The sequence below is a fragment of the Basilea psittacipulmonis DSM 24701 genome, assembly GCF_000743945.1.
Lineage (GTDB): Bacteria > Pseudomonadota > Gammaproteobacteria > Burkholderiales > Burkholderiaceae_B > Basilea > Basilea psittacipulmonis.
Window position 1 is genome coordinate 467,395 of sequence record NZ_CP009238.1, and the last position, 25,090, is coordinate 492,484.

The 25,090-nt window shown below is 37.5% G+C and carries 23 protein-coding genes; 14 read left to right on the top strand and 9 right to left on the bottom strand.

From position 1 onward, the window contains the following. Positions 1-2 precede the first annotated feature (2 nt). From ilvD to obgE, 5 genes are all read left to right on the top strand, one after another. Positions 3-1,865, top strand: a complete 1,863-nt coding sequence (ilvD, locus tag IX83_RS02025; protein WP_038498626.1) for a dihydroxy-acid dehydratase — start codon at positions 3-5, stop codon at positions 1,863-1,865. 579 nt (positions 1,866-2,444) lie between these two features. Next, positions 2,445-2,948: a chorismate--pyruvate lyase family protein gene (locus IX83_RS08515; protein ID WP_051919072.1), complete on the top strand. Its 504-nt coding sequence runs from the start codon at positions 2,445-2,447 to the stop codon at positions 2,946-2,948. A gap of 320 nt (positions 2,949-3,268) precedes the next feature. After that, positions 3,269-3,580 carry a 50S ribosomal protein L21 gene (rplU, locus tag IX83_RS02035; RefSeq protein ID WP_038498629.1) on the top strand — a complete coding sequence of 104 codons (312 nt, stop codon included), beginning with the start codon at positions 3,269-3,271 and terminating at the stop codon, positions 3,578-3,580. A gap of 18 nt (positions 3,581-3,598) precedes the next feature. After that, complete coding sequence (gene rpmA, locus IX83_RS02040) at positions 3,599-3,859, top strand: 50S ribosomal protein L27 (protein WP_038498631.1); 261 nt, start codon at positions 3,599-3,601, stop codon at positions 3,857-3,859. Positions 3,860-4,306: 447 nt separating this feature from the next. Next, a complete protein-coding gene (gene obgE, locus IX83_RS02045) occupies positions 4,307-5,410 on the top strand; it encodes a GTPase ObgE (RefSeq protein WP_038498634.1) in 1,104 nt (367 codons plus the stop codon). A gap of 281 nt (positions 5,411-5,691) precedes the next feature. Here obgE and argJ read toward each other — a convergent pair whose 3' ends face one another. The 3 genes from argJ to thiE are packed head-to-tail and all read right to left on the bottom strand — an operon-like array spanning position 5,692 to position 8,910. Then, the gene (gene argJ / locus IX83_RS02050) at positions 5,692-6,915 is read right to left on the bottom strand and encodes a bifunctional glutamate N-acetyltransferase/amino-acid acetyltransferase ArgJ (RefSeq protein ID WP_038498637.1); all 1,224 of its coding nucleotides are present in this window, start codon (positions 6,913-6,915) and stop codon (positions 5,692-5,694) included. Between the two features lie 11 nt (positions 6,916-6,926). Continuing rightward, complete coding sequence (gene hemL, locus IX83_RS02055) at positions 6,927-8,207, bottom strand: glutamate-1-semialdehyde 2,1-aminomutase (RefSeq protein WP_038498640.1); 1,281 nt, start codon at positions 8,205-8,207, stop codon at positions 6,927-6,929. Further along, entirely contained in the window at positions 8,197-8,910 is a 714-nt protein-coding gene (gene thiE, locus IX83_RS02060; RefSeq protein WP_051919074.1) for a thiamine phosphate synthase, read from the bottom strand. Before thiE ends, hemL begins: the two co-directional genes overlap by 11 nt. Positions 8,911-8,939: 29 nt before the next feature. Between thiE and IX83_RS02065 the strand changes: the two genes are divergently transcribed. From IX83_RS02065 to IX83_RS02090, 6 genes are read left to right on the top strand one after another with little or no spacing between them, the layout of a single operon-like run. Next, a complete protein-coding gene (locus IX83_RS02065) occupies positions 8,940-9,128 on the top strand; it encodes a rubredoxin (protein WP_077315837.1) in 189 nt (62 codons plus the stop codon). Positions 9,129-9,149: 21 nt separating this feature from the next. Then, positions 9,150-9,728, top strand: a complete 579-nt coding sequence (locus IX83_RS02070) for a YqgE/AlgH family protein (protein ID WP_038498646.1) — start codon at positions 9,150-9,152, stop codon at positions 9,726-9,728. Positions 9,729-9,737: 9 nt separating this feature from the next. Continuing rightward, positions 9,738-10,127, top strand: coding sequence for a Holliday junction resolvase RuvX (gene ruvX / locus IX83_RS02075; RefSeq protein ID WP_038498650.1), 390 nt, complete (start codon positions 9,738-9,740; stop codon positions 10,125-10,127). Continuing rightward, positions 10,124-11,290, top strand: coding sequence for an LPS export ABC transporter permease LptG (gene lptG / locus IX83_RS02080; RefSeq protein ID WP_038498653.1), 1,167 nt, complete (start codon positions 10,124-10,126; stop codon positions 11,288-11,290). The genes ruvX and lptG overlap by 4 nt, the downstream gene beginning before the upstream one ends. Next, positions 11,291-12,109: a symmetrical bis(5'-nucleosyl)-tetraphosphatase gene (locus IX83_RS02085; RefSeq protein WP_038498655.1), complete on the top strand. Its 819-nt coding sequence runs from the start codon at positions 11,291-11,293 to the stop codon at positions 12,107-12,109. Positions 12,110-12,141: 32 nt separating this feature from the next. Continuing rightward, on the top strand, positions 12,142-12,933 hold the full coding sequence (locus tag IX83_RS02090; protein WP_143244784.1) for a lysophospholipid acyltransferase family protein: 792 nt from the start codon (positions 12,142-12,144) through the stop codon (positions 12,931-12,933). Positions 12,934-13,177: 244 nt separating this feature from the next. Here IX83_RS02090 and IX83_RS02095 read toward each other — a convergent pair whose 3' ends face one another. The 6 genes from IX83_RS02095 to IX83_RS02120 form a co-directional block, all read right to left on the bottom strand. After that, the gene (locus IX83_RS02095) at positions 13,178-13,984 is read right to left on the bottom strand and encodes an excalibur calcium-binding domain-containing protein (RefSeq protein ID WP_081888797.1); all 807 of its coding nucleotides are present in this window, start codon (positions 13,982-13,984) and stop codon (positions 13,178-13,180) included. 346 nt (positions 13,985-14,330) lie between these two features. Beyond that, complete coding sequence (locus IX83_RS02100) at positions 14,331-15,770, bottom strand: SAM-dependent methyltransferase (protein WP_038498661.1); 1,440 nt, start codon at positions 15,768-15,770, stop codon at positions 14,331-14,333. 122 nt (positions 15,771-15,892) lie between these two features. Further along, the gene (locus tag IX83_RS02105; protein ID WP_038498664.1) at positions 15,893-16,534 is read right to left on the bottom strand and encodes an ABC transporter ATP-binding protein; all 642 of its coding nucleotides are present in this window, start codon (positions 16,532-16,534) and stop codon (positions 15,893-15,895) included. Continuing rightward, positions 16,531-17,328 (bottom strand): ABC transporter permease, encoded by a 798-nt coding sequence (locus tag IX83_RS02110; protein ID WP_038498667.1) that lies wholly within the window; start codon positions 17,326-17,328, stop codon positions 16,531-16,533. The genes IX83_RS02105 and IX83_RS02110 overlap by 4 nt, the downstream gene beginning before the upstream one ends. Further along, positions 17,328-18,443: a capsule biosynthesis protein gene (locus IX83_RS02115; RefSeq protein WP_143244831.1), complete on the bottom strand. Its 1,116-nt coding sequence runs from the start codon at positions 18,441-18,443 to the stop codon at positions 17,328-17,330. Before IX83_RS02115 ends, IX83_RS02110 begins: the two co-directional genes overlap by 1 nt. After that, positions 18,444-19,601, bottom strand: coding sequence for a polysaccharide biosynthesis/export family protein (locus IX83_RS02120; RefSeq protein WP_038498670.1), 1,158 nt, complete (start codon positions 19,599-19,601; stop codon positions 18,444-18,446). Positions 19,602-19,831: 230 nt separating this feature from the next. Between IX83_RS02120 and wecB the strand changes: the two genes are divergently transcribed. From wecB to IX83_RS02135, 3 genes are read left to right on the top strand one after another with little or no spacing between them, the layout of a single operon-like run. Further along, positions 19,832-20,959, top strand: a complete 1,128-nt coding sequence (gene wecB / locus IX83_RS02125) for a non-hydrolyzing UDP-N-acetylglucosamine 2-epimerase (RefSeq protein ID WP_038498673.1) — start codon at positions 19,832-19,834, stop codon at positions 20,957-20,959. Between the two features lie 12 nt (positions 20,960-20,971). Further along, complete coding sequence (gene wecC, locus IX83_RS02130) at positions 20,972-22,231, top strand: UDP-N-acetyl-D-mannosamine dehydrogenase (RefSeq protein WP_038498676.1); 1,260 nt, start codon at positions 20,972-20,974, stop codon at positions 22,229-22,231. Next, a complete protein-coding gene (locus IX83_RS02135; protein ID WP_201788266.1) occupies positions 22,228-25,080 on the top strand; it encodes a DUF6270 domain-containing protein in 2,853 nt (950 codons plus the stop codon). Before wecC ends, IX83_RS02135 begins: the two co-directional genes overlap by 4 nt. Positions 25,081-25,090: the final 10 nt, after the last annotated feature.

A 25,090-nucleotide genomic window follows, 5' to 3' on the forward strand; every position in this document is an offset into this window, starting at 1 on the left:
AAATGCCTGAATATCGTTCTAAGACGTCCACTTCAGGACGCAATATGGCTGGTGCACGTGCATTATGGCGTGCTACTGGCATGAAAGACAGTGATTTTGGAAAACCTATTATCGCTGTCGTCAATTCCTTTACCCAATTTGTCCCAGGTCATGTTCACTTAAAAGACATGGGGCAGTTAGTGGTCAAAGCCATTGAAGCGGCAGGCGGTGTCGCTAAAGAATTTAATACCATTGCGATTGATGATGGTATTGCTATGGGTCACGGTGGTATGTTGTACTCACTGCCTTCACGTGATTTGATTGCCGATTCCGTGGAATACATGGTAAATGCTCATTGTGCCGATGCGATGGTCTGTATTTCTAACTGTGACAAAATTACCCCCGGAATGTTAATGGCCGCTATGCGTCTGAATATTCCTGTGATTTTTGTGTCAGGTGGCCCGATGGAAGCAGGTAAGATTCTGGCATCTGATGGTAAGAAGATTATTGCAAAATTGGATTTGGTCGATGCCATGATTGAAGCGGCTGATCCAAATGTCAGCGATGCACAGATTGCTCAAGTTGAACGTAGTGCCTGTCCGACCTGTGGTTCTTGTTCAGGCATGTTTACGGCCAACTCAATGAACTGTTTGGCGGAAGCCTTAGGTTTGGCTTTGCCTGGAAACGGTACGATTGTAGCCACTCATGCTTCGCGTAGAACCTTATTTGAAGAAGCAGCGAAAAAGATTGTTGAATTGTGTCGCCGTTATTATGAACAAAATGACGAGTCTGTCTTACCTCGTTCATTAGCCCCCAAAGCGGCTTTTGAAAATGCGATGACTTTAGATGTTGCGATGGGTGGTTCGACTAACACGGTATTACACCTGTTGGCGATTGCCCAAGAGGCAGGTGTGGACTTTACGATGAATGATATTGATCGTATTTCTCGCAAAACGCCTTGTTTATCTAAGGTTGCACCAGCAACAAATCAATATCATATTGAAGACGTTCACCGTGCAGGCGGTATCTACGGTATCTTAGCAGAGTTAGATCGTGCAGGTTTATTAAATACCGATGTGCCAAATATTCATGCAGGTACGCTGAAAGCCGCTTTGTCCCAATGGGATATTTGTAGTGCCAATGTCACGCCAGAACTTGAAAAATTCTATCGTGCTGCACCTGGCGGTATCCCTACCCAAACAGCATTTAGCCAAGATAATTATTATCCTACTTTGGATATTGACCGTGAGAATGGCTGTATTCGTGATAAAGCCCATGCTTACTCGCAAGATGGTGGCTTAGCCGTGCTATATGGTAATTTGGCAGAAAATGGTTGTATTGTTAAAACGGCTGGCGTCGATGAAAGTATTTTGCAGTTTACAGGTACAGCTATTGTTTATGAAAGCCAAGAAGACGCTGTAGCAGGTATTTTGGGCGGCGAAGTTAAAGAAGGTCACGTTGTGATTATTCGTTATGAGGGTCCAAAAGGTGGTCCAGGCATGCAAGAAATGTTGTATCCCACTTCTTATCTCAAGTCTATGGGATTGGGGGCCAAAGCAGCTTTGTTGACAGATGGTCGATTCTCGGGTGGATCTTCAGGTTTGGTGTTAGGTCATGCCTCGCCAGAAGCGGCTGAGGGAGGTACCATCGCTTTGGTTGAAAACGGTGATCGTATTGAGATTGATATTCCTAATCGTAAGATTCATTTAGACGTATCCGATGAGGTGATCGCTGAACGCAGACGTTTACAAGATAAACGTGGTGATAAAGCATGGACACCACTGAATCGTGAGCGTTATGTGTCAACTGCTTTAAAAGCTTATGCAGCCATGGCAACTTCTGCGGATAAGGGTGCCGTACGCGACATTTCTTTGTTAAAAAAGTAATATCAATTTAAACATCACGATAATAGGGACTGCATGAACGGCAGTCCTTATTTTCATCTGTATTAACTTGCTTTATTCCACGATGACGTGAGTGGTTGTCTTACGATGATGTTATTGGTGGGACTGGATGAGGTAGTGGTTCGTTATGATGAACGCGATTTGACAGACTGATGCAACGATAGGTGAGGTGAGTGGTTGCCTTATGATGATGTTATGATGAGGTGGATGAGGTAGTGGTTCGTTATGATGAACGCGATTTGACAGACTGATGCAACGATAGGTGAGGTGAGTGGTTGCCTTACGATGATGTTATGGTGGGGTTGGATGAGGTGGTGGTTCGTTATGATGAACGCGGTTTGATAGACTGATGCAACGATAGGTGAGGTGAGTGGTTGCCTTACGATGATGTTATGGTGGGGTTGGATGAGGTAGTGGTTCGTTATGATGAACGCGATTTGACAGACTGATGCAACGATAGGTGAGGTGAGTGGTTGCCTTACGATGATGTTATGGTGGGGTTGGATGAGGTGGTGGTTCGTTATGATGGTGTTGGATTGAATCATATTGGGTGGGTTGGGAATGAATAGTGCATTTTTAAAATCAATTAATTGGCAAACTCAAAAGAAAGGACAAGAGATTTTGAGTCAAAAAGTGCAATCAATGCTTTTTTGTTCAGGTTCCTTGACGGCGATTTTAAAAGAACAGGGGGTGTTGACCGTACAAGTGTTGCATGAATCGATGCAAGATGCTCGCGATATTTTTGATAGAGAAAAAGCATTATTGCCTGAAGACGAGTGTTTTTGGGTAAGAGAAGTATTATTGTCGGTTAATCAAAAAAATGCCGTATTTGCACGTAGTGTCATTCCCCAAAAAATATGCAACACTTTAGAAGTATTGACGAAAATGGGCCAACAACCATTAGGAGAGTTCTTGTTTTCACACCATATCAAACGAGGTGATTTTGAATGGTCGGCCACATCGAATGGGTTAGCGAGACATTCTTTGTTTTATATTGCAGAGTCCGCTTTATTAGTTGGGGAGTGCTTTTTAAACGAATATTGGGATTCTTATTATAAAGCGTGATGCTTGAGGGCGTAGAAGTAGGTGTTTTGGGTGCTGGAATGCATAAAGCGTGTTGTCTGAGATGGATTAATTATTTAGAAAGATAATAATGATGTGTTGGGTGTGAGAAGACTGACGTTCAATGTAGAGGGCGTTGGGAGCCTCTGGTAGTCGTTGCATACGAGTGAAGAAAATAAAAGTTTTGTAGGGGTTAAATAATTAGTGGTAAGAAAGTGACGTTTGGGTTAAGACTAAGTAAAAATTGATATAAAGTCTTGACAGTTCAGATAAAACGATGTTATATTTTACGATTCTTATTAATTTTATGTGAGGTTACCCATATGTATGCGGTCATAAAAACCGGCGGCAAACAGTATCGTGTTGCCCAAGGCGAAAAGATTAAGGTAGAACAGATATCTGCAGACATCGGGCAAGAAATCTCCCTAGACCAGGTTTTATCAGTAGGTGAAGGCGAATCTTTGAAGATTGGTACGCCTTTAGTAGCTGGTGCGGTGGTTAAGGCTAAAGTTCTTGCACACGGTCGTCATGATAAAGTGAAAATTTTTAAGATGCGTCGCCGTAAGCATTATCAGAAACGTCAAGGCCATCGTCAGAATTTCACGCTAATTGAAATCGTTAGTATCGCTGGTTAATTTTTATAGGAGTAAAACATGGCTCAGAAAAAAGGTGGCGGCTCAACGCGAAACGGTCGTGATTCAGAAGCGAAACGCCTAGGTGTAAAAGTTTATGGTGGTCAGACGATTCCTGCTGGTTCTATTATTGTTCGTCAGCGTGGAACTCGTTTTCATCCAGGTCGTAATGTAGGCATGGGTAAAGACCATACTTTGTATGCATTAGTAGATGGTAGCGTCAAGTTCTCAGTTGGCGGTGCACTTAATAAACAGATCGTATCTGTTATCGCTACAGAGTAATATTTAAACCTATCGTAAAAGAAGTCGCCTGGCCAATGCTTGGCGGCTTTTTATTTTGTCTGGTACAAAGCACTGCTTACCTTAATAACATATCCCATCGCCATAATAGCGGTGGTCTAAAAAAAATGAAAAGTCTTAATTGATAATGTTGATAATGTGATGGTCGGTATTAAATTGTCAATGAATGGGTTGTGAATATCAGGTTTAAGATAAAGCGATGAGGTCGATTAAATAAGGCTTTATATCTGTGTGACGAAGACTTGTTTTTTTAAAACTCCAGAAGTATGCATGTTGTAAAAAAAGTAAAAAGTCTTAATTGATAATGTGATGATCGGTATTAAATCGTAAAATAAGTAAGATAGTGTTTTGGGTGTGGTGAGATTTTATTTTTTGATCAAAGGTATCATCACAAAATATAAATGTTTTGCATCATAAGAATAGTTGATTATGAAATTTGTAGATGAAGTCGTCATTGAAGTGAGAGCTGGTAAGGGTGGAAATGGTTCTGCTAGCTTTAGACGTGAAAAATTTATTCCAAAAGGTGGGCCTGATGGCGGTGACGGTGGTCGCGGTGGCAGTATTTATGCGGTAGCTGACCGAAATATCAATACATTGGTTGATTTTCGTTATGCACGCTTGCATCAAGCAAAGAACGGTGAAAACGGACGAGGATCGGATCAATATGGTGCGGCTGCTCCTGATATTACACTAAGAGTGCCAGTCGGGACGATCATTTATGATGATGAGACAGGTGAACAGTTGTACGATCTTGATCGACATGATCAAAAAGTAGTCTTGGCAAAAGGCGGACAAGGTGGTCTAGGTAATATTCATTTTAAGTCTAGTACTAACCGTGCACCTCGTCAGTTTACGTATGGCGAAGAGGGCGAACAGAAAAAGCTAAGACTCGAGCTGAAAGTATTGGCAGATGTAGGTTTGCTAGGCATGCCTAATGCAGGTAAATCAACTTTGATCTCGCATATCTCAAATGCTCGTCCTAAGATTGCAGACTATCCTTTTACGACACTTTATCCGAATTTAGGGGTGGTTAGAACGTCAGCTTCCAAGAGTTTTGTCGTGGCAGATATTCCTGGTCTAGTAGAGGGAGCTTCTGAGGGAGTAGGGTTGGGACACCAGTTTTTACGCCATTTACAGCGTACTCGTGTTCTGTTGCATTTATTAGATGTTTCCTCGGTTGACCCGAGTGTGGATGTTGTGGAGACAGCTACTAATGATGCAAAAGCGATTGTTGAAGAACTGAAACGTTATGATGAAACACTTTATGAAAAACCTAGATGGTTGGTTTTAAATAAAGTGGACATGGTAGAAGATTTTGAAGATCTTAAAAAACGTTTGTGTGAACGGTTAAATTGGAAAGGTCCTGTTTATGCGGTTTCTGCATTGACTGGACAAGGATTAGATAAATTGACGTGGGATCTACAAGAATATTTGGATCAAATGAAAGCCAAGGATATTCAAGAAGCAGAACAAGCAGCCCCTGACTACGAACCCTCTGATCCACGATTTAATCCCAATCGTCATAATATCTAAATCTTTTATATATCCCATGTAAGCTGACCCATCACATCAAACCGATAGGTCAGCATTTTTTTATGAAAAGACTAAGAACGATAGTCTGCGTTGATAGTGACGTATTCGTGTGAAAAGTGGCTTGGAAGCTGACCCATCACATCAAACCGATAGATCAGCATTTTTTTATGAAAAGATTAAGAACGATAGTCTGCGTTGATAGTGACGTACTCGTGTGAAAAGTAGCTTGGAAGCTGACCCATCGCATCAAACCGATAGGTCAGCATTTTTTTATGAAAAGACTAAGAACGATAATCTGCATTGATAGTGACGTACTCGTGTGAAAAGTCACAGGTATAGACTGTTTCAGAACAGGACCCGCGGTTTAATTCCACATGAATGAGAATTTCAGATTCGTTCATCACCGCCTGTCCTTGTGCTTCTGTGTAACTGGCTGCAATGCCACCATGTTCAGAAACCAATACATCGCCTAAAAACAACTTAACTTTTCGTGTATCTAAATCAGGGATACCCGCATAACCAATGGCACAAAGGATTCGACCTAGGTTCGGATCGCTAGCAAATAAGGCGGTTTTAATCAGTGGCGAATGAGCAATGCTATACGCTACTTTTAGTGCCTCTTCGTTGGATTGTGCCTTATCGATTTTAACCGTTACGAATTTAGTAGCACCCTCAGCATCACGCACAATCTTTTGAGACAGTTCCAAAGCCACTTCTGTCAAGGCTTTTAACACATCTTGGTAATAAGGATGATCTTTGGAATCGATGAATAACGGATGTTTGCCAGTGGCTGCGATCACAAAAGAATCGTTAGTAGAGGTGTCACCATCTACGGTAATACGATTAAATGATCGGTTTGCAATCTCTTGAATCATCGAAGTTAGTAACCGCTGATTAATGCCAATATCTGTGGCCATGAAACATAGCATAGTCGCCATATTGGGACGGATCATCCCTGCTCCTTTGCTAATGCCCGTAATGGTAATAGTGTCACAGTCTATCTGAACTTTTCGGGAAGCGACTTTGGGCAAAGTATCCGTAGTCATGATACTGTAGGCGGCAGGGAACCAGTTATTTTCTGATAAATCAGCGATCGCACGTGGAATCGCCTGGATGATTCTATCAGCAGGTAAGGTTTCCATAATAACACCTGTTGAAAAAGGCAATACCGCTTGTTCACTAATATTTAACTGTTCTGACAAGGCATGACAAACTTGCAGACATCGATTGATGCCATCTTCTCCCGTTCCTGCATTGGCATTGCCAGTATTGATGATCAATGCGCGAATGGTGCTTGCTTGCAAATGTTGTTCGCTAATTTGTACAGGTGCTGCACGAAAACGATTGCTAGTGAATACACCTGCCACACTAGTGCCATCACTAAATTTAAAGATGGTTAAATCTTTGTGATTGGTTTTTTTAACCCCTGCTTCGGCGATACCAATTTCTACCCCTTTGACGGGATAGATCTCATGCTCGGCAGGGATGGTAAAATTCACAGCCATTTAAATTCCTTTTAAGTCAATTGAGAAAAAGCGACTTTGGCAATTTCTAATGTTTGATTGATGATATTGTCGTGATGAGCGGCCGAAACAAAACCTGCTTCATAACTAGACGGTGCGAGGTGTACGCCTGCATCTAACATCAAATGGAAGAATTGTTTAAATTGGTCAGCATTGACATCACCTGCTTCTTCAAGTGTCGTAGGCGGTGTCTCTCTAAAATAGATGCCAAACATACCACCGACATAGTCTGCCGAGAAAGCAATTCCCGCTTCTTTTGCCAGTTGCGTTAATCCTTGAGTGAGCATCTCAGCAGTACGACTTAATTGTTCATAAAAACCAGGGCGAGCGATAATTTCTAATGTTTTTAACCCTGCTGCCACCGCTACAGGATTACCTGATAAAGTACCTGCTTGATAAACGGGACCGACGGGTGCAACATACTGCATAATGTCACGGCGACCACCAAATGCACCGACAGGCATACCGCCACCGATAACTTTGGCAAACGTGCTTAAATCAGGCGTGATACCAGTTAAGCCTTGTACCCCTTGTGGACCCGCACGAAAACCAGTCATCACTTCATCAAAAATCAATAAAGCCCCATGTGCTTGGCATTGCTCTTTTAAGGTCTCTAAAAAACCTGGAATAGGCTTAACAAGGTTCATGTTACCTGCGATGGGTTCCACGATCACACAAGCAATCTCTGAACCATACTTAGCAAAAGCGGCCTTGACATCATCGATTTGGTTATAGCTTAATACTAAAGTATGTTGTGCGAACTCAGCGGGTACGCCTGCAGAAGTAGGGTTTCCAAAAGTTAATAAACCCGAACCAGCTTTGACTAACAAACCATCTGAGTGTCCATGATAACAACCCTCAAATTTAATAATCTTGTTACGTCCTGTAAAGCCTCTAGCCAAACGAATTGCACTCATAGTGGCTTCCGTTCCAGAACTGGTTAGACGGACTTCTTCAAGGCTAGGAATGCGTGCGATTAAACACTCGGCTAGTTCAATTTCAGCTTTTGTGGGAGCTCCATATGACAGTCCATTTTCAGCTGCTTTTTGTACCGCTTCCACCACCTCAGGATGAGCGTGGCCCACGATAGCAGGCCCCCAAGAACCTAAATAATCAATGTACTGTTTACCTTCCTCATCCCATAAGTAGGCATCTTTAGCTTTAGCAATAAATCTGGGTGTGCCACCGACTGAACGAAATGCTCTAACAGGTGAATTGACCCCACCTGGAATCGATTGGCAGGCTCGTTCAAAGAGTGCTTGATTAGTTGTCATGTGTTAATTCCTTAAATATTTGTTGAAATTCTTTAGTACGTGCAGAAATCTGTTTGGTGTGGAATAAAGCGGATATGACGGCGATATTGTCAGCCCCCGCTTTAACGACTGAAGCCGCATTGTTGACATCGATGCCTCCAATTCCTACCAAAGATGGGCAAGGTACGTTGTGTGTTTCATAAAAACGTCTTGCTTGGGAAAATAAATCTAGATTGGCATGGACGGCTTGAGGTTTCGTTCTGGAGGGGAATAAAGCACCAAAAGCAATATAGTCCACTTTTGCTTCTAAAGCGATGTTTAATAGTGATAAATCGTTGTAACAAGACATTCCAATCATAAAATCTTTTGGCGCTTTTTGACGAAGAATGTTCGATATTTCAACCACATCACCGTCATCTTTTCCTAGATGTACACCATCAGCCCCGACTTCAATAGCCAGTTGCCAATCATCATTGATAATCAGCTGGGTGCCATATTTATCGCAAATATCTTGGATTTTGGGAATTTGATTTAAAGCATCTTCAAATCGTGTATCTTTGCGTCGCCATTGTAAGACAGGTAAACCAGCTTGGCAGGCGAGGTTCACCATGCGATAGACTTCCTTGATGCTAACATTATCAGGTGTTATGGCATAGAGTCCGGGTTTTAATTTCTGGTTTTTATCATAAGACATATCGATAAATTCACTGTTTTTTGCTTTCATTATTAAAATACCATTAAAATTATAGCCTAATGAATCTGATTAGGAGAACGAAATTGCGTACATGGATGTGTATTATCTGTGGTTGGGTTTATGATGAAGCTTTAGGAGCTCCTGAAGATGGCATCGCACCAGGAACTCGTTGGGAAGATGTGCCCGAGGACTGGACCTGTCCTGAGTGTGGGGCAAGAAAACAAGATTTTGAAATGATGGCGATTTAAACTATTTTGATAAAGGCAAGTATGGTTTTTTCATTAAAAAATTTATCCAGAAATTTTTTAATTGCAACGCATGAAATTAGTGATAGTGTGTTTGCCGATACGATTATTTGGTTATCAGAACATAGCAAAGACGGGGCAAGAGGCTTTATTATGAATATCAATGCACCGTCTCACGTTCGTCATTTGTTGACAGAAAAACTAAAGTTTGAAATGGACCTTCCTGATTCTATGCCTTTGAGTATTGGTGGTCCTGTCGATCCCCAAAACGTGTTTTTGGTGCATTCTCAACCCGAACTGTATAAACAGGCTATTGAAATCGGTGGACATTTGTATATGTCGTTTATGCGTTCGGATATCTATCAGGCGACGTTTATCGAAGATGAAAGCCACTACAAAGGTATTTTCGCAGGTTGCTGTGTATGGTCTCCTGGCCAATTAGAATCAGAGGTGATTAATAATGATTGGCTGTTGAGTGATGTGGACCCGCTGAATGTCTTGAGTGTCCCAGCCAATGAGCGTCATGCTTTTTTGTTGTCTGAACTAAATATTACCATGAAAGATATTATTCCATCAAAAAAACGTACGCGTTTAGATGCTTAATGGATTGCCATGAGTGAAAAAATATATTTATGTTTTGATTATGGATTAAAAAAAGTAGGGGTTGCACTGGGTAATGATATTTCAAAAAGTGCAAGACCGCTGGGCATTATTTATGAGGAAGAAAAAGCCAAACGATTTCAAAAAATTGAATGTTTGATTAAAGAGTGGCAACCCGACGAACTCGTTGTTGGTTTGCCGTTAACCACAGAAGGTGATGAACAAGCATCTTCTAAGCTAAGTAGGCGATTTGCCAATCAGTTACAGGCTCGTTTTCATTTACCAGTGAGTTTGCAAGACGAAAGAGGCACGTCCATGCAAGCTCAAGAGATAGTCAAAAACGAAGATGATGATGCGGTAGCGGCGAGTTTGATTCTTACACGATTTTTAGAAAAAAAATGAAATTAGCAACGCGTTATTTAATGAAAGAAATTTACAAATATGCTTTGGCAGCATTATTAGTGTTGTTGGGTTTATTTACTTTTTTTGCCATGATGGATGATTTAGACCGTATTGGCAAAAACTATACCATTATTAATTTTTTGACGATTCAACTGATCCAATTACCTGTTAGAGCTTATGATTTACTGCCTGTGGCTTTGTTAATTGGTTCGATTATCGCCTTAGCAGGATTAGCTCAGAAAAATGAACTGATTGTTTTTCGTTTATCTGGTATGAGTGTGTGGCGATTTATCTTGATGCTTTGGTTGATTGCGATTCCAGCCATGGTATTTGCTACTTTTTTATCTGAACAAGTCACTCCTTGGGCTGAAGGAAAAACCAGTAGTCTGAATCTAAAGTATTTTGGACAAGCCGAAGGTGGTAAGATGAGAAGTGGGTATTGGTTTAGAGAACCTGCCCAAGATGGTTTGGTTAGAATGATCAATATCGGTGCCATCCAAGAAAATAATGAGATGAGTCATATTCATGTCATTACCTATGATGAAAAAGCAGGCGTTTTTGTGAGTTTGGATAGAGCATCAAAAGGCGTGTTTAAAGATGGGAATATTGAATTAGAAGATGTGACCGAAATCCAAGGTATCCCAGAGTCAGTGTTTCAAAAAAACGAACCGCTTGATCAGCTCACAGGTTCTAAAATCAGTCATCTCGATCGCCTGTCTATTAAAACAAGTTTAAGTACAGAAAGGGTATTGGCCACTGAGATGAAGCCTGAAAGAATGTCCACCATTGATTTAATGGATTATATTGATTATCTGCAAGTCAATCATTTGCAATCCTCACGATATGTGATTGCATTATGGCGCAAAGTGAGTTATCCATTTTCTTTGATTGTCATGATTACCATTGCCGCTCCCGTTGCCTTTGTGCATATTAGAAAAGGAGGGGTAGCCGCTAAAATCTTTATTGGTATCTTATTAGGTGTGGCATTCTTTATGGTGAACCAATTGGCCTTGAATGTGGGTATGTTAAGTAAAATGAGTCCGTGGATACCTGCTGTATTGCCGAATTTATTAGCGTTAGTCGTGGCACTCATGGCGGTGCTTTATACAGAAATAAAACGAACGAATGCTTCTTTGTGGTCTTTGTTTAAAGGGGCATCATAGATGCAGAATGTGATTCCTGATATTTGGGCCATTGGCGATGTTCAAGGTTGTGGCGATACGTTGGTTAAGTTATTGTCACAGCCATTGATCTCGGATGAAAACACGCAGTATTGGTTTGCAGGTGATTTAATTAATCGAGGACCAAAATCTCTTCAAACGCTACGATATATTATGTCGCTCGGTGATAAAGCGGTGTGTGTATTGGGTAATCATGATTTACATCTTTTGGCTGTTTATGCGGGTATTCGTACCATGAACAAAAGCGATACCTTACAAGAGATTTTAGATGCACCAGATGTGGAAGATATTATCGATTGGTTAAGATCAAAACCATTAGCCTACTATAGTTGCGGGCATTTAATGGTTCATGCAGGGGTGATGTCGCGTTGGGATTTAGAGACCACACTTCGTTTGTCAAATGAAGTATCTCAAGCATTACAATCCAAAAAATGGCAAAAATATCTTAAAAAAATGTATGGCAATGAACCGAACCAATGGAAAGAAAGTTTAACAGGTTCTAAGCGATTAAGAGTCATTGTGAATGGATTTACACGCATGCGTATGTGTAATCGCAAAGGTGGTATGGAATTTACATATAAAGATTCCCCTGAAAAAGTAAAAGATGCGTTAATGCCTTGGTTTGATGTGCCAGGTCGTTTAACAGAAAACGAAAGAATTGTATTTGGACATTGGTCAACACTAGGGCTAAAAATAACGAAACATTTATTGGCACTGGATACAGGATGTGTTTGGGGTGGGCAGTTAAGTGCAGTGAGACTCAAAGACAACCGTTTGATTCAAGTGGATTATTGCGGTTAAAACGTTAAATATTAAAAAAGAGGTAGTTGATTTTGGGAATTATTCTGTTTATTTTCAGAGCGATATTGTTGATAGTTCATATTATCTTAGGCTTGATTTTGGCAGGTCTTTTTTATCCTATTCTCAAACAACAATATCGAGACAGCATTACTAATGGTTGGTCCAAAATATTGTTGAAAATCTGTGGCGTGACATTAAGAATCAAAGGCAACCCCGTCAAAGACAATGCCATTATGTGGGTGGGAAACCATGTTTCTTGGATTGATATCTTTGCGTATAACAGCGTTAGAACAACTTATTTTATTGCCAAAAAAGAAATTCAATCATGGCCCATCGTAGGTAAATTAGTCGCGTGGGTGGGAACGGTCTTTATTGATAGAGGCCATCGACAGGCCATCAAACAAGTCAGTTCAGAAATTAATCGTTTGTATGAACAACGTGCGTGTGTGGGTTTATTTCCTGAGGGAACAACAAGTAATGGGTATGGGGTCAAACCATTTTTTTCTAGCCTTTTGGAAGTAAATTTAGTGCATCGTATTCCCTTACAACCCGTCGCGATCATGTTTTACCATCGAGAAAAACGTAGTGATAAATTTGCATTTGTAGGGGAACAAAATCTTGTCCAAAATCTTTATATTTTGTTGAAAACTTGGAATGTGGTGATTGAGTTAGTATTTTTAGAACCGATTGCCGATTTTCCAGAACAGATGACGCGATTAGAACTTGCAGAGATAGTGCGTTATCGTTTAGAAAAAGAAGTCTATGTAGAGGGAGTAAGTCCAGAGACCCATCCACCAAGCGTTGATACACCGCCATCTGCTTAGTGTTGATGTAAAGGAAGATGGGAGAGTAAGCCCAGAGATTTATCCGCCAAGCGTTGATACACCGCCATCTGCTTAGTGTTGATGTAGAGGAAGATGGGAGATTAAGTCCAGAGACCCATCCGCCAAGTGTTGATACACCGCCATCTCTTAGTGTTGATGAGGGGAGATGGGGGGATGTGAATAAGGTGATGTAATAAATAGGAAATAAAAAAGGGTTCGTGAAGAACCCTTTTTTGATAAGTGATTAAGATTTTTTAACTTTTGCGATCTCGTCTTTTGCTTTAGACGTTGTTCTCGCTTTCACTTCTTTAGCTTTGGTAGCAGCTTTCGCTTCTTTTTCACTTACTTTAGATTTTGCTTTGCTCACGCGTTCTTTTGCTTCTTTAGTAGCTTTAGAACGAGCAGTTGATTTAGTTTCTTTAACTTCATCAGCCTTAGCTTTGGCAGAACTTCCAGCTTTGCTCACACGATCTTTTGCATCTGATTCTACGTCTTTAGCTTTAGAACGAGCAGTTGTTTTAACTTCTTTAGCTTCATCAGCTTTAGCTTTGGCAGAACTTCTAGCCTTGCTGACGCGTTCTTCTGCATCTGATTCAATATCTTTAGCTTTAGAACGAGCGGTTGTTTTAGTTTCTTTAACTTCATCAATCTTAGCTTTGGCAGAACTTCTAGCCTTGCTGACGCGTTCTTCTGCATCTGACTCAATATCTTTAGCTTTAGAACGAGCGGTTGTTTTAGTTTCTTTAACTTCATCAATCTTAGCTTTGGCAGAACTTCTAGCTTTGCTGACGCGTTCTTCTGCATCTGACTCAATATCTTTAGCTTTAGAACGAGTAGTAGAAATAGTTTCACGTGCTTTTTCACTGACGGCAGCAGCACCAGCTAAATGTTCACAAGCAACGCCATCGCCATCACGATCTAGGCTTTTGTCATTGTGTTGTTCCATGTATTGTTGAGCTTGGGCTTGAGTAGCAAAGTCAGCACAACGAGCTGCAAAAGCTGTGGTTGATAAGCTCATTAAAAGAATACTAAGTGTTAGTTTTAATTTCATTTAAATAACCTCGTAAGTTCATGACTATTTATAAAGACCAATTCAGCACATAACACTTTTTATTCATTGGCAAAAAAGTTGTGTGCGATTGGTTCAATGCAAACTGCATAGTAAAAATACGGGCCTTATCATACTACTTATCTGGCATGGAAAGTGCATATGTTTCAAAAGCGTAAAACATAATTTATATTGTGTTGCAAAATCGCAAAAATACCCTATTCAGAATGGTGTTTTTTTATGAATATGCAAACCTTTTTTCCAGTACCATGGCGTTGTCGCCGTCGTTACGAATAGCTGAAGGTGTGTGTGAGACTAAGATAATGGTACGGTCTTGGCGTGTTAAAAATTATAGATGAGTGGGTTTTTGAGCGACATGTTCCCATTTTAAAAGATTCAGGATACTGGTTTTGATAGGTCTTTTATCATCCCAGAAAATCAAAGAATTTAATATTTTTTTTACGGCATCGGAAGTAAGGTAAGCGTAGGCTTTTTCTGCTTCTTCTTGTGAATCAAAAGATAAAAAATACACGGTATCATCAAATTGCACTGGTTTTTCTTCAATAGGATGAACCAATCTAAAGGACAAATCTTTATATAAGCTACATATGGCGATTTTCCAGTTTTTAAAAGAATAATCTCCTACGCCGAAAATTGAAAATCGTGAATTATTTTTGTAAATACGGCTAGCTCGTGCATCAAGTTTTTCTGAATGCGATAAAAGGTATTTCCATGCTTTGGGATATTTGTCTTTAATGTACGAGGTGTCCATACCAGTGTTTTTTTGCGTTACGATCACAAATTTATTTCGCCATGCTTTATTAGAACCCACGTCCGATCCTTTCATTAAAGGGTATAACAGTTCAGCTTCTATATCGACAGGTTCATTTAATCCATTAATATAACCGTTTACATCCCGTGTTAATTCCATCACAGCTGACAGATCGTGCTTTATACCAGAACGCCATTTTATGTGGCTGACCCCAAGAAGATTTTTGAATTGTTGGTAGTCGTCTAAATTCGATATATTCAAACCATCACGATATCCAGTTTTTGTGTAATCAAAATCATCGATACCATCATAAATGAAATAGTCATAAGAAGCTGTCCTTGTTGGATCGACAGCTATTACCATTAAGCAAGCATCGACATGAGCATTAAAAATTTTTTTTGCATTGATTTTAAAAAGAGAAGCTTGGACGATAGGGATTTTATTTTCTTTGCTGAATGCAATGATTTTTCTTGCAACAGCTGTTTTTACGAGCATGGCGATGGTTGCTTTCTTATGATCAAGTGCTGATAAGATCTGAGTCAGCATGGATTCTGAAATATCAAAATTAGCCTTTCCAGTTAACGCATCAAGTCCCTTAAATTTTAAAAAATTATTTTTTTGAGGAAGATTTTGACTGCCTAATTTTCCTAATGCGGTATTTGTTACCCATGGTAAATTTCCGAGAATCAGTAGTCTGCCATTCGTACCCGCCATCTTATCATTCCAGTTCATTGAGAAAAAATCAGCAGATTGAGTAGAAATATAGTGGGTATCCGTATTAGATAGTGAGTTGATGAGCTGTTTAAGATAGCTTGGGTTAATATCGGAAGCGAATATTTTTGCAGTAGGAAAAGTTTTTCTGGAAGCCAAGACAAAAGCTCCAATGCCACAAGTAGGTTCAATAATTGAATCCGCTTCAATTCCCATTGTTTTTAGTTTTTCACATACCTGTAAAGCAAAATAATAAGGAGTTTGAAAATCGCCAAACTCTTTTTTATTTAGAATACCTGTCTTCATGAGAATACCTATACTGACTTTAATATGGAATGAATTCCTTTAACTTGTCCCGCCGTTTCTAAGACTCTTGTATACTGCAGTCTCCATTGTAGTGCATTTGAAATGGTAAGGAAACCGAGTATTCACTTATAAAACTGATAAGCTTCATCGATGGAGTTAAAGGTATGAAGAATGCCTTTTTCCAGTACCATGGCGTTGTCGCAGTAGTTACGAATAGCTGAAGGTGTGTGTGAGACTAAGATAATGGCACGGTCTTGGCGTTTTTCAAATAGTTCATATTTACATTTTTCAGAAAAACGTGAGTCACCGACAGCAATAACTTCATCGATTAGATAACAATCGAATTCAATAGAAAGTGATAAAGCAAAGGCAAGTCTGGCTTTCATGCCTGAAGAATAGGTTTTAACGGGTTCGTATAAATAATCGCCTAATTCAGAAAATTCTTCGGTAAATTGTTTTACATAATGCATATCAGCGTTATAGATGCGAGAAACAAATCGTAAATTATCCATTCCTGTTAAGCTACCCTGAAATGCACCACTAAATGCTAAAGGCCATGAGACGCTCATGTTTTGTGTAATCGTGCCACTGGTTGGCGGTTCAACACCACTTAATAAACGAATGAGTGTTGATTTCCCAGCGCCATTGCGACCCAAGATACCGATTTTTTCGCCTTTTTTTAATTCAAAATTAATATCAAGCAAGACATCTTTCCAGCCTTTGCGAGTTAAATATCGTTTGCTAACATGGGACATTTTAATCATTGAGGTTCAACTCCTTTACTAAAATGTTTAACCAATATTAAACCGATAAAAACGAGTATTAAATCCGCTGAAACGAGATACCAAGGATTCTCAAGAGTGATGACGGAATCACCGAAATATCCTTTGCGAAACATTTCAGTGCCATGTATCATGGGAACCCAAAGTAAGTATTCTTGGGCTTGAGAGGGAAGTGAGTTGAGAAAAAAGAATGCACCTGAAAGAGGCATCATTAAAAATGATAACGTTCCCCAAATTTTTCCAAAAGCCTCAAAATACTGTGCGATCGCTGTAATAATCAGTCCTAGTCCAATGGCAAATCCTGACATCAGTCCCCATGCCATGAGCATATAGAACATATCTTGAGGGTATTCAATTAAACCAATCACAATAAAAAAACTCATAATGGCTAATTGAGCGATGGTCGCACCAGCGATTTCTAATATCATTCTTGCTATTATCGTATCTAAGACACGCACATTACGATGGTACAGCAAACTGATATTAGCAGAAATAGAACCGATCGCACGGCTGGACGCATTACGCCACATCATCATAAGTGGGTAACCTGTAATCATAAAAGCAATGATGTTAAGCGAAGAAATTTGATGGGCTCTCAGTGAACCCCATAGCACTGCAATTAATGATGTCATGATAAGTGGTTCAACAAATAACCACATAAATCCAATATTCTTGCGACCGTACCGAGTAATGATTTCACGAATAAGTAGTGCTTTCAATACTCGCCATTGGATAGCGAGAGAATCTTTGAAATGAGTTTGTTGACCGTATTCCATCAGTTTCTATGCTCACGAATACTGGCGATTAACAAACGTATGATGCCATAGATCAATAAACTAAAAAATAAAGTCGCCAAAATATTATAAATACGATAAGGTTCTAACGCTAAATCGGGTTTGCTGGGTTGAGCAATGACTTCTAAATACAGTTGTTTACGATCCGCTTCAATTTTTGCTTGTTGTAGAGAGGCAATTGCGGTTGTTAATTCTTGCTGTGCCAGCGTATTGTTTAATACTAAACGTTGATACTCAGCGGTTTGCGTCGCTAATGAACTTTCATTACCAACAATGAGTTGGAGTTGCTTATCAATTTCTTTCTGAATGCTTTGTTCGCGTATGGTGAGTGTTCGTACTTGTGGGTTATTAGGAGAAATAGACTTGATTTGTGCTAATTGAGATTGTGTGTTAATTAATTCACTTTGCAAGCCAGAGATTAAATTTAAAAGCAATTCGGATTGTGCTTTTACATCTACCACCGCATGTTTGATACGGTATTGTGTGAGCTCTTGGGCGGTTTCATTAACATGTTGTTCAGCATCTTTAACCGTTTTTTCTGCAGATTTAATTGTATCTTGTCTGGCTCTTTCATTCAGACGATTGATTAATTGTTCAGCTTCATCTAGCAATGCCCGATTAATCTTTTGAGCTTCTTCCGCTTTAAAGGCTCTAATTTTTAAGGTAGCAATGCCTGATAATGGGTCTAAATAAATGGATTGGAAATTTAAGAAATATTGATAAAAGGATTCGTCTTCGTGATTCAAACCGAATGAATTAAAACGTTTGAGTAAATCGCCTTGATCTTCATAATAAGATTTAATGGGCAAGAGTTGGACGAGTCTATCCACCGCAGTTCTTGAACGTATAAACTCTTGTACAGTATAGGCATCATCTTGAGATCGTGAGATACCGACATTTTGTAATAAAGCACCAATGCCTGTTAAGGAAGTCTGGTTGCGTGCAGAACGAACTACAAAACTCGATTCAGAAATATAAATGTCTGATGCCCAAAAACTAAAATAAATGAGTGAGAAAAAAGTGGGCACTATCACGATCCAACAGAATAATGGTTTTATTTTTTTTCTTAAAGAAGCGATATCTAACATATTCATCATTTATAAATTATTAACTCCATTTGCCGTACTGATGACAGGTGAAGTTAATGAAAAAATAATTCTCAAGAACTTTTGGAAATCAGCCAATGGTGCGTTTGACACATAAACAATATCTTTATTATGAATAGGGAAACGTTGTAACCAAAATAAAGATTCGGGTGTTAAAAGGTTGATACGATAAACACGTGGAATATCCATGCCAGAAGCGTAGCCACGTTGTTTCCACTCAATCTTTTCTGCTGCACGTAATTCATCAAAAGGAACGTAACGGAAAACAAAAACCCCTCTGGGATCCGATCGAGTATCGATTAATCCGCCCATGCGTCCTATCGCTTCAGCAAGACTTAAACCTTTAGCAGAAAACTTAATTTCACGATTACTGTTTACGGCACCCAATGCCGTAAAACTAAGAGGATTGTTTAAAAGTGATAAGACATCGCCTGAACGCAAAGGAATATTTTCGATGGGATTGGCGGCCAAGGTTTCTAATGAAATGGTTTTGACTTCTTGACCACGCATGAGTTGGACGGAAATGTCCTCTGCATTTTCGCTCACGCCACCAACCGCTGCAACTGCATCTAATACACGCTCTCCATGTGCTGTTAAAGGCATGCGAACACTATTACCTTGACGTAATACCGTGACATTTGCAGAATTATTTTTAAGCAAACGAACCATAACCTGCGGTTGATTAGCGATAGGTTTTAAACGGCGTAAGATTTCTGTTTGGATTTGTTCAGGTGTTTTGCCACTTACTTTAACACTGCCGATAAAAGGAACGGTGATTTTTCCATCGTAAGATACCATTTGCTCGGGTAAAGAGATAAACTGTGCAGTACCTGATCCATTATTTGTTAAGCTCGCACCAAACAAAATAGCAGGCGGTGCTTCCCATACAGAAATGTTTAAAATATCTCCCGCCGCTATCGTTCCTATATAAGGGTGTTTTGCTTCACGAAACTGACTAAAAGATTGACTGCGTTGTTGGTTAAATAGATTCATCACGACCGACGTATTGACTTCAATAATGTCAACCTTATTAGGATAACTCTCGCTTTCTTTGATACTCATGATTTTGCTTTGACTTGGACCTGAACTCGGTAAGGTATGACAAGCCGTAAGCATCACGACGCTGAGTAGTAATAAATATTTTTTCATCGTTTTAAAAAGGTATAACGGTCATCGATTTCAGTATTCTAAAGGATTCATCATGAAATGATAAGGGACTGTTGTATAAACAAAAATAATTCAAAAAAATGAAACAAAAAGCTTGATTTTTTCTTGCGGGGGGGGGTAGAATACTTGGTTGTCTTTTTGTTTTGTGTTTGATATTTACGGTGTCCAATGGGATAAAGACACTATAAATTTTTGTTGTTTAATTAATAAAAATGAAAATCCTTACTATTTTTGGAACTAGGCCAGAAGCTATAAAAATGGCTCCTTTAGTAACTCGATTAAAATCTATCCCAAATGTTGTATCAAAAGTTTGTGTAACTGGTCAGCACAAAGAGATGTTGGAACAAGTTTTATCTTTTTTTGATATACAACCTGAATATAATTTGGGTGTGATGAAAGAATCTCAAACGTTAAATGATGTTACAGCTTTAATTATAGAAAAGTTAAAACCCATTCTGGAAGAATTTCAACCTGATTATATTTTAGTTCATGGCGATACGACGACTACTTTTGCAGCATCATTAGCGGCTTTTTACCAAAAGATTCCAGTTGCTCATGTGGAAGCAGGGTTAAGAACAAATAATATGTATTCCCCTTGGCCTGAAGAAGTTAATAGGTGTCTTACTTCGGTTATTGCGGATCTACATTTTGCCCCAACGGAAACAGCAAAAAATAATTTATTAAAAGAAAATAAAAGAAGTAATAAAGTTTTTGTTACTGGAAATACAGTAGTTGATGCACTCTGGATGGTTTTAGAAAAACTAGAACAACTCGAGATGAAAAATAAAATGGAAGCTATATTTCCTTTTGTAAAGAAAAAGGGTAAAGTCATATTAATTACTGTGCACAGACGAGAAAATCAAGGCTTAAAAATTAAAAATATTGCCTTAGCAATTTTAAAGTTAGCTAAAAAATATCCTTATTTTGAGTTTGTTCTTCCATTGCATTTAAACCCGAATGTTCGACAACCGCTTATAAGTGTGCTTTCATCTCAAGCTAATATTCATTTAATAGAACCTCAAGAGTACATCTCTTTTGTTTACTTGATGTCTTGTTCATATATTATTTTAAGTGATTCTGGTGGCATACAAGAAGAAGCTCCATCATTAGGTAAACCTGTTCTTGTTATGAGAGAAACAACGGAACGCCCAGAGGCTGTGGAAGCCGGTGCAGTTAAACTCGTAGGTTCAGATACTGACTCCATAGTTAATGAATTTTCGAATTTGATTGATTCTCCAGATGTATATAAAAAAATGTCTGAATCTAAAAATCCATATGGAGATGGAACTGCATCATCAAAAATTATTAATTTGTTATTAAGTCAAAAGAAACATTTTTAGGTTTTTGTTTATATGAATAAAACGATTTCTGTTATTGGTCTTGGATATATTGGATTACCAGCCGCATCTATGTTTGCAAGTAAAGGCGTAAAAGTAATAGGTGTAGATATTAACGAACATATTGTAAATACAATAAATCAAGGAAAAATACATATAGTTGAGCCAGGATTGGAAGATTTGGTGAGACAAACGGTATCAAATAAATATTTAAAAGCCACTAATGCACCAGAACCTGCAGATGTTTTTTTAATCGCAGTTCCTACACCCTTTAAAGAAAATCATAAACCTGATCTTAGTTATATTGAGACTGTTACTAAGATGATTGCTCCTGTTCTAAAAAAAGGTAATCTTATTATTTTAGAATCGACATCGCCTGTAGGGACAACAGAAAAAATGATAGATTGGTTATCCGTTCTTCGTCCTGATTTAAAATTTCCTTCTAAAGATAGTGAGAATCATGATATTTTTGTTGCTTATTGTCCAGAACGTGTCTTACCTGGACAGGTTATAAATGAATTAATAAACAATGACCGCATCATTGGAGGAGTTACTGATGAATGTTCAAATAGAGCTATTGAGGTTTATGGTATTTTTGTGAAAGGCGATCTAATAAAAACAAATGTTAGAACAGCTGAGATGAGCAAACTTACTGAAAATGCGTTCCGCGATGTGAACATAGCTTTCGCTAACGAATTGTCTTTAATATCAGATCGCCTTAATATTGATGTGTGGGAATTAATTACTCTTGCAAATCGTCATCCGAGAGTCAATATTCTTGAACCAGGTTGTGGCGTTGGTGGTCATTGTATTGCAGTTGACCCTTGGTTTATGGTTGATAAAACTCCAGACTTGACAAAGATTATACGTACTGCACGTGAAGTAAATGATAGCAAACCAGATTGGGTAATAGAGAAAGTTAAAAAAGCAGTTAATCACGCTGCATTTATAAAAAATAAAAATGTACAACAAGTTAGAATTGTTTGTTATGGATTAACATTCAAGCCAGATATAGATGATTTGCGGGAAAGTCCAGCCTTAGCAATTGTAAATAAATTAATGAATCTGTATCCTAATCAAGTAAAAGCTGTTGAACCAAACTGTCAAAAAGATAACTGCAATGTAATTGTTCCATTGGTAGAGTATCAAGAAAGTATAGATGAAAATATTGATGTTGCAGTATTGTTAGTCAATCACAAAGAATTCATTGAGAATAAACCAAATTTTGCAAATAATGTCATTGTCATTGATACAAAAGGAATTTGGCAAAAATGATAAATATATTGCTTCTGGGGAGTCATGTTACAGAACGTGCATTTGCTATAGATAAAACAAACTTATTTAATTTAACCGGATGTTTTGTTGATACTTCTATTGCAACAATTTTTCACTCGAGTTCAATTGATAATACACATAAAGAACAATTAGAATCTTTTTTTCAAGAAAAAAATACAGATCTTGTATTATTAGAAAAATTTAAAGAATGTTTATCAAATAAGGACTTTGATTATGTCGTTATTGATTTTATTGATAATAGATTTAATATCTTTGAATTTAATGATAAAAGTAAAGTACTTCTTTCCGATGAACGAGATATAGTAAGTTTTATAAAAAGAAATGAAAAAAATGGAAAAATTATTGAAAAATTATCTGATGAATGGTTTGAAGAATGGAAATTAGGATGTATTGAATTTATCAAATTAGTGGCAAAATTTAATGCTTTAGATAAAATTATTCTTAATAAAATATATTGGCCTAGTATTTCTTCTGATAAAAATACTTATGATCATAATTTTGTAGTTAAAGTCAATTCTTTTTTAGATAGACAATATAACTTTTTTGAAGATTTTTTAAAAAAAGAAAACATTATACGGTATCATGATGAGCAGTTTTTAATTGATTCCAAATATACTTCTAATGTAGAACCGTTTTGTTATACTGATGAACTTTATTTATTCTTTTTAACTCAATTAAAAGACAAAAAAAAAGATATTGATTACATTAACATTGATTCTAAGTTAGATAATATTGCAGATCTTATAAAACAACAAAAATATATTTTTGAAAAAGTACAAAAGGATTTTATAAGTTTACAGGTAAATGATTATCAAGAAACCATAAATAAATTAACAAATGAATTAGAAAATAATAAAAAAATTATTGAAAAAAATAAGATAGAATTAAACAAAGTAAATCAACAAATTAATCAAATAAAAAAACAAGTTGAAAATACTATTTCTTTTCAACTTGGATATACTTTGATTCATTCCACTAAATCATTTCAAAATTTTATTTCTTTGCCTAAGAACTTATTTGATATATTTCTATTGGCGAAAAAAAGAAAAAATAAAAACAATAATTCCACTTTAGAAAAAGTTAGTTCGAATAGTTATAATTTTTATCCAAAAATCGATAGCAACTTCAAAAAGAACAATGGATTTAAATTCATCTCTATATTGGACGAAATTTCTTATACTTCGTTTGAAAGTGAATTTAAATTATACCCGCTTAATAAAAAAAATTTCGAGGATCAAATAGAGGGTTCAACCTCATTAGGTTTTTTTATTGAAAGTTGCTGGAAAGGTAATTTCGGTTTATGGGAGTATGCTTTTACTTCTCCAAACTTACAACACCAAAATGCACAGAATTTATTAAAAGCAATAGATAAATGCAAAAAAAGAGATTTTCCAATCGTATTTTGGAATAAAGAAGATCCGATGCATTATGAAAAATTTCTTCCAATAGCATCAAAATGCAATGTGATTTTTACAACAGATGTGAATAAAGTACAGGATTATCAACGTGACGTACCCAATGCAAAAGTAGAAACCCTTTTGTTTGCAGCAAATATTCATATTTGTAACCCAGCTAATCGTTTTAAAATAGAACAAAAAAATATCTGTTTTGCTGGATCTTATTATGGAGAAGGTCATAAAGATCGCAAAAAACAAATGGATGCACTATTGCCGTCCATTATTAAGTTTAAAGGTACAATATATGATAGGATGTCCCAATTAAATAATAAAAGATATGCCTACCCTAAAAAATATCATAAGTTTATTCATTCATCTGTCCCTTTTAAAGAAATTGTAAATATATATAAAAAATTTAAGATTTTTTTAAATGTAAATACTATTACAGATTCTCCAACTATGATGTCAAGACGAGTCTATGAACTTCTTGCTTGTGGTACTCCTGTAATTTCAACGCCTAGCTTAGCCATTGACAAACAATTCAAAGGCATCGTTCAAGTTGCCAAAAATGCAAAAGAGGCTAATAAAATAATTAAACATTTGTTAGAAAATGAATGGGAATGGAGAAAAATTTCTCATCTTGGTTATAGAGAAGTAATGTTAAAACATACTTATGAGCATAGAGCAATGCAAATAGTTAATGCTTTAGGAAAAAATATTCAACAAGAAAAACCGCTTGTGAGTATCGTTATGGCATCTAATCGACCCCATTTTATTTCTAGAATAGTAGAAAATATTACAAGACAAGTTTATTCTAATATTGAAGTTATCATTATTACTCAGAATTATGATGAAGAACACCTTAACGAATTAGACATAAAACTTAATAATGGTCCTAGAAAATTTAGTTCTGTTCACATAATACGTAATGATAGTGATGATACCTTAGGTGCAAGATTAAATCAGGGTATTGTTTTATCTAAAGGTGAATATGTTGCTAAATTTGATGATGATGATTTTTATTTTCCGAATTATTTGGAAGATGCTTTAATTCCATTTAAATTTGGGGACTATGGGATTGTTGGAAAAAGAGAAACTTTTGTTTATTTGGAATCTACGAATTCAACCATTTTACGTTATAAAAATCAATGTCATATGGATAGCGATTTTGTATCTGGTGCAACATTGATATTATCAAAGATTGCATTAGCAAAATTAAAATTTGCTGATCTAAATAAGGGAGAGGACTCTAATATTTTAGAACAGGCCAAAAAGCTTAATATTAAAATTTACGCCTCTGATCCATACAACTATGTTCAATTTAGATCTAAGGATGTAAATAATCACACTTGGCGAGTAGAAGATGAGTTCTTTACCAAAAAAGGCGAATTTGTAGGAAATGGCTTAGCAGAAAATATTACTGTTTTATAAAGGATTATTA